Genomic DNA, 2,954 nt, shown 5'->3' with positions numbered 1-2,954 from the left:
TGTAGAAACCGACCACATAGCGATCAGCACCCGAGCTTCCCACACGGCGCACACTCCAGACAGCACCCATTCCAAATACAGCATGCCGCCGGAATACGAAAAAGCGGCACCGGCATAATGCCGGCACCGCTCAACGGCTTATTGGACCTTTATAGGTCCTGATCGACCGATCAGGCCTCCCACGTGGTCGGCTCGATGACTTCCTTGCCGCCCATGTACGGACGCATGGCCTTCGGAATTTCGATGGAGCCGTCCTTCTGCTGGTGGTTCTCGAGAATGGCGACCAGCCAACGGGTGGTGGCCAGCGTGCCGTTCAGCGTGGAGACGGCGCGGGTGTTGCCATCCTCCATACGTTCGCGGATGTTCAGACGACGGGCCTGATACTCGGTGCAGTTGGAGGTGGAGGTCAGCTCACGGTAACGGCCCTGGGTCGGCACCCAAGCCTCGCAGTCGAACTTACGTGCCGCGGAGGAGCCCAGATCGCCGGCGGCGGTATCGATGATGCGGTACGGCACCTCGACCTTGCCGAGCATTTCCTGCTCCATGGCCAACAGGTGCTCATGCTCCTTGTAGGAGTCCTCCTGCTTGGCGTAGACGAACATCTCCACCTTGTCGAACTGGTGCACGCGGATGATGCCGGAGGTGTCCTTGCCTGCGGCGCCGGCCTCGCGGCGGTAGCAGGAGCTCCAGCCGCAGTAACGCAGCGGGCCGTTCTCAAGGTTCAGGATCTCGTTCTCATGCATACCGGCGAGCGCCACCTCGGAGGTGCCGACCAGGTACTGGTCGTCGGGCTCGCGCAGACGGTAGATCTCGTCCGCATGGGAGTTGAGGAAGCCGGTGCCGCGCATCACTTCCGGACGCACCAGCGTCGGGGTGATGGCCAGCGTGAAGCCGTGTTCCTCGGCCTGGTCGACGGCCATGGTGAGCATGGCGATCTGCATGCGGGCCACCTGGCCGCGCAGGAAGTAGAAGCGGGAGCCGCCGACCTTCACGCCGCGCTCCATATCGATGCCGGCGACGCCGCGTCCGAGCGTCAGGTGGTCCTTCGGTTCGAAGCCTTCGGCTGCGAAATCACGGATCTGGCCGACCTTCTTGACGACGACGTAATCGTCCTCGCCGCCTTCCGGAGCCTCCGGTTCGACGATGTTGGACAGCTTCCACATGGCGGTGGTGTATTCCTCGGCTGCGGCATCGGCTGCGGCCTTGTATTCGGAGACCTTCTGGGACAGTTCCTTGGTGGCCGCGATCAGCTTGGCCTTCTCGTCCGCAGGGGCGGCGGCGACCTTCTTGCCAATCTCCTTCTGCCGCGCGCGGGCGGCCTCAAATTCCTTCAGAGAGGAGCGGCGGACCTCGTCGGAGCGCAGCACCTCGTCGACAAGTTCGACCGATTCGCCACGCTTACGCTGGGATTCCTTGACAACGTCAGCATGTTCACGAATGAATTGAATATCAAGCATGGTTCTCAGCCTAGTGCCGAAAGCAGACACCGACGCAACCGTTCTCATTTTTAGACGCGTGTGCGGGAATCGTCGAAATTCGGCATGTCAAATTCGCCTTTTTCGAAGGCCCAGTGGACAATGGACGTATGCCTATGCCACTTATCATCCTCATCATCGCCGTCGTCGTGGTCGCCGTGGGTGCGGCCGCGTTCTTCGGTTACCGCGCCTACAGGCACCGCACGCTCGCTGAGAAACTCGACAAACGCGACGATGATCAAGTGCATTACGCGTTCGTCGTCAATCCTTCCAAACCACAGGCGGAGCAGCGCAAGGAGCATATCAGGGAGTTCTGCGAGGCGAAGCATCTCACCCAGGTGGAGTTCATCGAGACGCAGCTTGACAAGGACGGGCGCGCCTGCGCTTTGGAGGCTTTGGACCATGGCGCCGACGTCGTGGTGGCGGTCGGCGGAGACGGCACGGTGCGCACCGTGGCAAGCGCGCTGTCCGGAACCGGGCACGCGTTGGGTATCGTGCCGATCGGCACAGGCAATCTGTTCGCCCGGAATATGGGCATTCCCGTGGACGACATCGACGCGGCGCTCACCGTGGCGACCTCGCACGGCTCACGTCAGGTGGATGTGGGTCGTCTCACCCTGTTGGACGACAAGACCACCGACCATGGGCACGCGTTCCTCATCATCGCGGGCATCGGCTTCGACGCGATGATGATCGAGGACACCGATCCGGAATTGAAGAAGAACATCAGCTGGCTAGCCTATTTCGTGTCGGGCGTGAAGAACCTGTTCGCCCCGAAATACAAGGGCGACGTCACCATCACCAGCGCCGACGGCAGCACGCATTCCACGCATGGACTGGTCTTCCGCACGTTCATGGCGGGCAATTGCGGACAGATCCCCGTGTTCTCTCTGATGCCCGACGCCTCATACGATGATGGCCTGCTCGATTACGAGGTCATCGACACCTCCGGCGGCCTCCTCGGCTGGTGCAACCTGTTCGGCGACGTACTGCACCAGACCATCACCGGCAAGGCGCAGCAGAGCCCGTTGTCCACGAATTCCACCGTCGACCAGGTGCAGGGCGTCAGCGCGGAGATCAAGTTGGAGAAGCCCGTTTTGGCGCAGGTGGACGGCGATATGCTTCCCGAGACGAAGCACATCCGTTTCAGTGTGGAGCGCAAGGCGCTGACTGTGCGTGTGCCGGAGACGTCCGCTGAGCAGAGCGCGCTGGAACGTGTCGCCGAACAGCGGTAGCTGACGCCGCAATCGCACGCAGGTCATATCCATTCAGCCATGTATTCCGCGTAGGATGCGCACGGCTCGCGGGATGTCCGTCGTCGGGATGTCCGTCGTTCCGGAAATATGGAAATATAAGCGGCCGAACGCCACGGCTATTTCGATTATTGATTACGATTCCCGCGGTTGCGGCTCCCCGGCCTTCTCCGCGACACGCGACACGTGCAACGCAAGGTATGCGGTTTCCGATTCCGTAAGACCG

At 61.6% G+C, this 2,954-nt stretch carries 2 protein-coding genes; one reads left to right on the top strand and one right to left on the bottom strand.

The genetic code is table 11. The features are described 5' to 3' along the window. Window positions 1-170: 170 nt before the first annotated feature. Window positions 171-1,457 (bottom strand): serine--tRNA ligase, encoded by a 1,287-nt coding sequence (gene serS / locus ACR0P8_RS09140; protein ID WP_432624765.1) that lies wholly within the window; start codon window positions 1,455-1,457, stop codon window positions 171-173. A 128-nt stretch (window positions 1,458-1,585) separates the two neighbouring features. On the opposite strand from serS, the gene ACR0P8_RS09135 reads away from it, so the two are divergent. Then, window positions 1,586-2,710, top strand: coding sequence for a diacylglycerol/lipid kinase family protein (locus ACR0P8_RS09135; protein ID WP_432624764.1), 1,125 nt, complete (start codon window positions 1,586-1,588; stop codon window positions 2,708-2,710). The last annotated feature ends 244 nt before the right edge of the window (window positions 2,711-2,954 follow it).

It is taken from the genome of Bifidobacterium sp. (assembly GCF_050874245.1).
Taxonomy (GTDB): domain Bacteria; phylum Actinomycetota; class Actinomycetes; order Actinomycetales; family Bifidobacteriaceae; genus Bifidobacterium.
This window is presented reverse-complemented; position numbering and strand designations above follow the sequence as displayed.